The organism is Embleya sp. NPDC059213, from assembly GCF_042754445.1.
Classification (GTDB): Bacteria; Actinomycetota; Actinomycetes; order Streptomycetales; family Streptomycetaceae; genus Embleya.
Map to the genome: position 1 here is coordinate 1 of NZ_JBHZAV010000288.1, position 8,189 is coordinate 8,189.

General features: G+C 72.1%; 5 protein-coding genes and 1 pseudogene. 3 read left to right on the forward strand and 3 right to left on the reverse strand.

Features of this window, described 5'->3' with window-relative positions:
• Nucleotides 1-3,354, reverse strand: a 3,354-nt coding sequence (locus ACFXMF_RS45185; RefSeq protein ID WP_379991745.1) for an amino acid adenylation domain-containing protein, incomplete at its 3' end; no start/stop codon positions are given.
• 409 nt (nt 3,355-3,763) lie between these two features.
• A complete protein-coding gene (locus ACFXMF_RS45190) occupies nt 3,764-4,468 on the reverse strand; it encodes a TetR/AcrR family transcriptional regulator (RefSeq protein ID WP_379991746.1) in 705 nt (234 codons plus the stop codon).
• Between the two features lie 96 nt (nt 4,469-4,564).
• On the opposite strand from ACFXMF_RS45190, the gene ACFXMF_RS45195 reads away from it, so the two are divergent.
• Entirely contained in the window at nt 4,565-5,479 is a 915-nt protein-coding gene (locus tag ACFXMF_RS45195; RefSeq protein WP_379991748.1) for an alpha/beta fold hydrolase, read from the forward strand.
• A gap of 155 nt (nt 5,480-5,634) precedes the next feature.
• Here ACFXMF_RS45195 and ACFXMF_RS45200 read toward each other — a convergent pair whose 3' ends face one another.
• Nucleotides 5,635-7,110 carry a M20/M25/M40 family metallo-hydrolase gene (locus ACFXMF_RS45200; RefSeq protein ID WP_379991749.1) on the reverse strand — a complete coding sequence of 492 codons (1,476 nt, stop codon included), beginning with the start codon at nt 7,108-7,110 and terminating at the stop codon, nt 5,635-5,637.
• A 346-nt stretch (nt 7,111-7,456) separates the two neighbouring features.
• Here ACFXMF_RS45200 and ACFXMF_RS45205 point away from each other — a divergent pair, with 346 nt between their 5' ends.
• Both ACFXMF_RS45205 and ACFXMF_RS45210 read left to right on the forward strand, forming a co-directional pair.
• The gene (locus ACFXMF_RS45205; protein WP_360324781.1) at nt 7,457-7,621 is read left to right on the forward strand and encodes a hypothetical protein; all 165 of its coding nucleotides are present in this window, start codon (nt 7,457-7,459) and stop codon (nt 7,619-7,621) included.
• An 83-nt stretch (nt 7,622-7,704) separates the two neighbouring features.
• A pseudogene (locus tag ACFXMF_RS45210) lies at nt 7,705-8,189 on the forward strand (two-component sensor histidine kinase); the annotation flags it as partial.

Genomic DNA, 8,189 nt, shown 5'->3' on the forward strand with positions numbered 1-8,189 from the left:
CTCGTGCCGCACCACCACATCCACCACAGCCCGCTCCAACGCACCCCGATCGAGCACACCCGACAAACGCAACGCCAACGGAACGTTGTAGGTGGGCCCCGGGCCCTCCAGGCGATCGAGAAACCACAATCGTTGTTGCGCGTACGAAAGCGGCACCACCCCGAGCCGCGGCACCGGCACCACGGCGGGGCGCGCCTGCCCGGCGTCGCGCAAGGACGCGGCGAGACCGGCCACGGTGGGGCTCTCGAACAGATCGCGTAGCTCCGCCTCGACCCCCAGCAGTGCGCGGACGCGGGAGACGAGGCGGGTGGCGAGCAGGGAGTGCCCACCGAGGGCGAAGAAGTCGTCGTCGGCACCGACCGCGGGCAGCCCGAGCACCTCGGCGAACAACCCGGCCAGCAACTGCTCGCGCGGGGTGCGCGGGGCCCGACTCGAACCCGCACCGCCGACCGGCCCCGGCACGGGCAGCGCGGCTTGGTCCAGCTTCCCGTTGACGGTCAACGGCACCGCGTCCAGGAGCACGAACGCCGCCGGCACCATGTAGTCGGGCAGCCGCTGTTCGAGATGCTCGCGCAGGTCGACCGGCCGCAGTACGGTGCCGGGCGCCGGCACCGCGTAGGCGGCGAGGCGTTTGTCCCCGGGGTGGTCCTCGCGGGCGACGACGACGGCCCGGGCCACGCCGGGGTGCGCCGTCAGCGCGGTCTCGATCTCGCCGGGTTCGATCCGGTGGCCGCGGATCTTGACCTGCCGATCGGCGCGGCCGCAGAACTCCAGACCGCTGCCGTCGACGCGCCATCGGGCGAGGTCGCCGGTGCGATACATGCGCTCTCCCGGCGGGCCGAACGGGCACGCCACGAAGCGTTCGGCGGTCGGGCCGGCCCGGTTCAGGTAGCCGCGGCTCAAGCCTTGACCCGCGATGTACAGTTCGCCGACGCAGCCGGGCGGGAGGGGTTGCAGACCGGCGTCGAGGACGTGGACGCGGGTACCGGTGATCGGCCGGCCGATCGGCGGTGTCCCGACCGCGTCGGGGGTCAGCGGGTCGCTGATGGTGGCGCAGACGGTGGTCTCGGTCGGGCCGTAGGCGTTGATCATCCACCGGCCGGGAGCCCAACGGGCCACCAGGTGGGGCGGGCAGTCCTCGCCGGCGACGCCGATGTTCCCTGCCGACACCGCGTCCGGGGACAGTGCCGCGAGGACGGACGGGGGCAGCAGTACGTGTGTCGCGTTCAGGTGGGGATCGGTGAACACGGACAGTGGGTCGTCGGCCGGGGCGAGCACCAGCGCGGCGCCTGCGGTCAGGGCGGCGCACAGGTCCCACACGGAGGCGTCGAAGCTGGGTGAGGCCGCATGCAGGACACGGCTTTCGGTATCGATGCCCCACCGCTCGGCCGGTGCCGCGGCCAGGCCGGGAATGCCGATGTGGGTGACGATCACGCCCTTGGGGGTGCCGGTGGAGCCGGAGGTGTAGATGACGTACGCGGGGTGGCGGGGGTCGACGGCCACACCGGGGTCGGTGGCGGCACGCCCTTCGCTCATCGCGACCACCGTCGCCGCGGTGTCGATGCACACGGCGGGGCGGGCGTCGTCGAGCAGGTACCGGATCCGCTCGGCCGGATGCGCCGGGTCGACGGGCAGGTAGGCGGCGCCGGCCTTGAGCACCCCCAGGATCGCGGTGACCAGTTCGACGGAGCGGGGCAGGACGAGGGCGACGATGTCCTCGGGGCCGACGCCGCGGGCGATCAGGGCGTGCGCGAACCGGTTCGCCCGCGCGTTGAGTTCCGCATAGCTCAGGTTCTCCCGGCCCTGTACCAGCGCCACCGCGTCCGGGGCGATGCGCACGCGCGTCTCGAACAGTTCCGCCATCGCGACAGCCGGGAGCCCGACCGCCGGGGCGTCGTGGCCGGCCGACAGTTCGCGGCGTTCGTCCGGGGTGAGGAGGTCGAAGGTGCCGATGGGACGGTCCGGGTCGGCGGTGGCCATGGCGTCGAGCAGGCTCAGCAGGCGCTGCTGGTGGTCGGCCAGGTCGGCGTCGCCGTACCGACCGGGTGCCCCCTGCAGTTCCAGGTGCATGCCGGTGCCGTCACGCCGCTCCACCGCCCCCAGCGACAGGTCGGCGGTCGCTCCGCGGGCAAGGTTGCGGATGGTGCAGGGATGTCCGCCGAAGGTCAGCGGCCTCCCGAACGACATGACGTTGACCGCCAGCGAGAACCAGGTGTCGCCGGCGGCGGGCAGGTCCAGCTCGCGGGCCAGGTCCTCGCCGCGGTAGCGCTGGTGCGGCACCGCCCGCTCCACCGCCTGATCGACCTGGGTGAGCAACTCGGCCAGCGGCATGCCCGGATGCACCGTCAGGCGCAGCGGCACGACGTTGGCCAGCGTTCCCGGAATCGTGAGGAGCCGGCGGTTCGCGCGGCCGGTGACGACCAGACCGATCACCACGTCCCGCTCGCCGGTCAGCCGGTGCAGGTAGACGGCGGCCAGCGCGACGACGAATCGCGACCTCGACACCCGGGCGCGCCGGGCCGCTTCCCGTAGTGCCTTCGGCCGTGCCGGCGGGCGCAGTTCGGTCCTGTGCGCGGTACCCGCGAGCGGATGCCCGTCGCCCGGGCCATCCTCCCCGCGCGCGAGGTCCGGTCGCGCGGGCACCGGCACCGATGCCGGGCGATCGGCGAGCAGCGCCGCCCAGTAGTCGCGGTCCGCGGCGTAGTCCGGCGAGGCCCGGTAGTCCAGGTCGGCCTGCACCAGATCCGCCAGTGCTCCGAAGGGTGACGGTGCGATCGGCTCGCCGGCCACCAGGCTCGTATAGATCTGGGCCAGGCGCTGCACGACGAGCGAGAATCCGAAGCCGTCCATCACGATGTGGTGGCTGGTGCCGTACCACAGCCAGCGTTCCGCCCCCAGCTTGATCAGGGCGCAGCGGAACAGCCGCCCCCGGGGCAGGTCCATCGGGACGGCCATGTCCGCCGCCATCCAACTCCGGGCCGCCGCTTCGGGATCGGCCCGATCGCTGACGTCGACGCCCACCGGTGCCCACTCCGGATCCGGGTCCACGATCTGCACCGGACCGTCCTTCCCGGGCCGGATGCACACCCGGAGCGCCTCCGCCTCGTCCAGCACCTGCCGTACCGCCGCCTCGAACAGCGCCGCGTCCACCGGCCCGTGGATCTCCACGCACTCGGCGACCCGGCCTTCCGAACCGCCGGGCGCACGCTGTTCGGCGAACCACAGTTCGCGCTGGGCGGCCGTCAACGACAACGTTCGGGGCTCGGGATCGGGGGCCGAGGCACGGCCTGTCTCGGCGTTTTCGTCGGTCTCCGGATCGGGGACGAACACGGCTGTGTCACCGGGGCTGGACATCGGAAACCTCCCAGGGGCTCGGACGTGGTTGTGCTCCGGCCGACCGGTCACCACGCCGTGACAGCCACCACACACATGTCCCATTAGAAGTAACTTTGTCCACATTTGTCGGCTGCCGCGCCGAACACGATCGCGAGAGCCGTCGCCCCGGCCCGGCCGTTCCCGCGCCGCAACGGACGCGTCGGGCATTCGGAACCCGCGCACGAAGGCGGCCCGTTCCGCCGGTGCGCCCACCTCCCGACCCGGTCCGGGTCGGCCTGCCGGTTCAAGAAGGCACAGGCCCGCGCCCCGTCACGACGTCGAACGCGTCGTCAGAACCGGTGCGCCCCGCACCGACCCCGGACACCACCGGAAGGGCGCCCGACCGAGGCGAACGGGTCGAAGCGCAAGCCGAGCAGCGGTCGTTTCGTCACGAGCCGAGCAGTCCGGGGAGAATGCGGCGCAACAGGCGTTCGAAGAGGGCGTCCCGGTCGGCGGGGCCGTCCGACGGTGCGGGGCCTGCGGTGGCCAGTGCGGCGAGCAGGTGGGGATGGCGTCCCTCGGCGGCGACGGCGGCCAGGTGGGCCGCCTGTGCGGACGGGGTCGCGCCGCCGGCGGTGGTGGTCGCCTCGTGGCGGGCGAAGAGGGTGACGAGGCCGCCGACGAAGCCGATCGTCTCCAGTTTCTGCGAGCTGGTGCCGGGGGCGTGGGTCAGGATCGCGAGAGCGTGGTCGAGGTAGTCGATCGCGTTGGGCCCCAGCACACTGCCGCGCTGCGCGGTCAGTTCGAGCAGCCACGGGTGCCGGGCGTGTGCCGCCTTGGCCTGCAGGGCGAGGGCGGTGAGGTCGCCGATCCAGTCGCCGCCGGGTGCGGCGGACAGGTCGACCTCGCCGGTGACCGCGTCGGCCATCAGGTCCAGCAGGTCGTCACGGCTCGCCAGGTAGCGGTAGAGCGAGGCGGGTCCGGTGCCCAGTTCCCGGGCAAGGGCGCGCATCGAGACGGCGGCCAGTCCGTCGGCGTCGGCCAGGGCGACGGCGGCGGCGGTGATCTGCCGGCGGTCGCGTTCGGGTGCGGGTCCGCGCGTGCCGCGTTCGGGCCGTGACCACACGGTGGGTCGGGGCTCGTGTTCGGTCACTGTCGGAAACCTTCCTCGGCGTGCGGTCCTTGGCCTGCTGTAGTCTAATACTGCGAACACCGATCGCAGTTTATTCGTCCACCGAGGGAGCCCGCCATGTCCTGGACCGAACGCCGCTTCGCCCACAACGGAGCCGTCGACCTCGCCTACGACCGGTTCCGGGAGGGCGCGGACGGCGAGCCGCTGCTGCTGGTGATGGGTCTGGCGGTGTCCCGGCACTGGTGGCCGGAAGGACTGTGTGCGGCGTGGGCGGCCGCCGGATTCGCCGTCGCGCGCTACGACCAGCGGGACTCGGGCGACTCCACCCGGATGCAGGCGCAGACCTCGTCGGGCAACCCCTTCGCCGCGATCGCCGCCCGCCGCAGCGCGGCCTACACCGCCGAGGACCTGGCCGACGACGCGATCGCGGTCATGGACGGGCTCGGCTGGGAATCCGCCCATCTCTTCGGGCACTCCCTCGGAGGCGTCGTCGCCCAGCGCATCGCCCTGCGCCACCCGGATCGTGTGCGCACACTCACCTCGTCCGCGGCGCTGCCCAGCGACGTCGGCGGCCTGGGCGCCTTCCGGTATCTGCGCCTGGGCACCCTCGCCAGGTTCGCCCGGATCAAGCCCGCCGAAAGCCGGGAGGAAAGGATCGCCATGGGCCTCGCGGTCGCCCGTCTGTGTGCGTCACCCGGCTACCCCTTCGACGAAGTGGAGGCGCTGGAGCGGATCAGCGCCGACGTGGACACCGGCATCGCCGACCCGAAGGCCCAGTCGCGGCAGATCGGCGCGAAGTGGCACGGCCCGTCCCTGGCGGAGCTGCGGGTCCCGACGCTGGTGCTGCACGGCACCGACGATCCCCTGCTCAAGCCGTCCGCGGCCCACGCCACGGCCGCTGCGGTCCCCGGCGCACGCCTGGTCCTGCAGCCCGGCGTGGGGCACGACATACCGCGCGAGCGTCATGCCGCCGTCGCCGCCGAGGTACGGGCGCTGGCGGACCGGGCATCACGATCCGAGGACCACCGGTAGGACGGCCGGGCCGGAACACGGCGGCAACGGCGGCGACATGACGCTTGCGCAGTGACAAGGCCGCGTGCGGTGACCGCACGCTGATCCGCGGACGAGGAAGCGAACGAGCGGCCCCCGGGCGGGGGATTATCGGGCGGGTCGCCGGTCGTTGCCTGTCAGCGGCTCACGGCTCGGAGCGCGGCCAGGCCGGCGGTGGTGCAGATGGCCAGGGCTTTGGTGCTGATGTTGGTGACGGTGTCGCCCGGGCCGTGGTAGTTGGGGTCGAAGGGCCGCCCGACGGTGCCTCCGAACAGTGCGGCTTCGCGGTCGTCCTTGAGGGCGGCGGGTGCGCTGCGCACGGTGTCGATCCCGGCGACGGGGATCCCGGCGTCGAGGAAGGGGACTTGGTCGGACATCCCGTCGACGGGTCCTTCGAGCCAGGGTTGGCCGATGACGGTGAAGTGGTCGGTGAAATGGCGTTGCGGCCCGTTGCCGTAGACGCCGATGACATAGTTGGGGGCGGCGACCATGTCCAGGTTGAAGTAGCCGCGGATCGGCTGGAGCGGTTCGGTCTCGACGAAGTGTCGGGAGCCGCGCATGCCGTCCTCCTCGCCGCCCCACCAGCAGAACTGCACGGGACTGCCTGCGGGCTCGACGGCGAGGGCATGGGCGAGGTGGAGCAGCAGCGCGGAGCCGGAGCCGTTGTCGTCGATGCCGGGGCCCCGGGGGACGCTGTCCAGATGCGCGCCGAACAGGTACCTGGCGGCGGAGGCGTCCGGGGGCACGGTCAGCACGCTGAAGGTGTCCACATGTCGCCGGCGCAGCTCCAGTTCGACGCGCACCGTCGTACCGCCGGCGTTCATGTCCTCGCGCAGCGCGGTGGCGTCGCTGGAAAAGACGACGCTCGCCGGCGGCAGCCCGGCGTCCCCGGGAGCATCGAAGACCAGACCGATCGGGAAGTCGACCTGATCGAGGTGGAACAACACCGCCGCAACGCCGGCGGCACGGGCCCGGATCAGGGCCTGGCGGGCCGACTCGGTCTGATCCGCGGCGACCCGTTGCCTCCTGGCCGCCATGCCGCTGTGGCATCCGCCGGCGACGTGCTCCCGACGGGCGCCGCGCAGCAGGTTCGGGCGCAGTTGTAACAGCGCCACCTTCCCGCAGGCGTCGATGCCCTCCCAACTGTCCGCGGCGTCACCGAAGGCATCGCGCGGAATGACCAAGTCCCCGGTGTCACCGCCGGTCGGTGATGCCGCGACTCCGCCCGCCGCGACGTGAAAAACGCTGCGCGCTCGGGGGCGGACCTGTTCGACGGTGTCGCGGATGTGATCGGTTCGGTCGTAGCCGACCGCCAGACGCCGGGTACGGTATCCGGCGTCGCGCAGCCGGGCCTCCACATAGCACGCGGAGTAGTCGAAGCCGGGCAGGCCGGCACCCCGGTTGCCGCCGTGCCGGGCGGCGATCACATCCAACATCGCCAGATCCCGCTTGATCGGCCCGGCCACCAGCTCCGCGGCCGAACGAGCCCCGGCAGGCGAGCCGTACGCCCGCCCGGCCACGCCGGCCGAGGCCACCGCGCCCGCGCCCATCGCCCCCAACATCCGTCTCCGCGACATTCCCTCGGCCACCCGGCGTCCATCCTGTGAAGTCACTGTCCACTCCTTCCCGTTGCCGATGTGCGGGTGACCGGCCTCGGCGGGGAGACCGTCTCGCTCCCGCGCGCCCACTGCCGCTCTCCCGCCCGTCGTCGCACCCGTCGCTCGTGTGGTCACCACCCGCCGTAGCGGCGTGAGAGCAACAACAGGTCTACGCACCGACGGGTTGCCACGACGTCACCCGGATCGGTTATCCGGAGTTAACGCAGGCGCGCGTATAACCGATGGGGTTCATCCGAAGCCTGCGAATCGGGCCGTTCGGGCCCATTCGTGCTCTATTCGTGCTCCATTCGTTCCCCACCCTCCCCACCCCCTTCCCCGGCTCGAAACGGAGCGACAAACCTTGCAAGTTCTGGTGACCGAGGACGAGGAAATGCCGGAGCGGGTGTGGGACCGGACCGTCGACCCCTTTTCCGACATCGCGCGGGTGACCATGTGCGAGCTGCGCGCCGAACCGGGCGACCCGCAGGTCGTCCGGCCCGTACCCGGCTCGGGATCCCTGATATGAACAGCCCGCGCACACCTCGTGGAAGCGGCCGGAGGGCATCCCGACGGAGCGGCCCGGCGACAGGCAGGCGGCTGCTCTCGGGCGTGCGGCTGCCCTACCGGAGGCTGTTCCGCCGACCGTCGGCGCGGGCCCGACTCACCCTGTTGTACGGCGGCATGTCGCTCGTCGTCGGCACGGTGCTGCTGGGCATCGTGTACTGGTTCGTCGGCCGGCGGCTGTCCGAGCGATTGCCGATCGCGCTGGCGAGGACATTGAGGATCACCACGTCCCCGACCACGGACACAAACGAAATCGCCCCGGTCTGCGTGGGTCGGGCCCAGCCCGCGCAACCGTTGCAGGGTACGCAGACCCCGGACAACACGGTCCCGGCAGAGGCGATCCAGCGGGCCGTCGACACCGGCCAGAACGTGACGATGAGTCAGTTGCTGACCGTGCTCATCGCGGCTCTGCTGCTCCTGGCCGCGAGCTCGATGCTGGTCGGCTGGTGGATGTCCGGCCGGGTGCTGCGTCCGGTGCACAGGATCACCGCGACGGCACGCCGACTGTCCGAGCACAACCTGCACGAACG

Bases quoted from the DNA above. Each gene is read 5' to 3' on its own strand.
- ACFXMF_RS45195 (WP_379991748.1), top strand. From the start codon at position 4,565: ATGTCCTGGACCGAACGCCGCTTCGCCCACAACGGAGCCGTCGACCTC.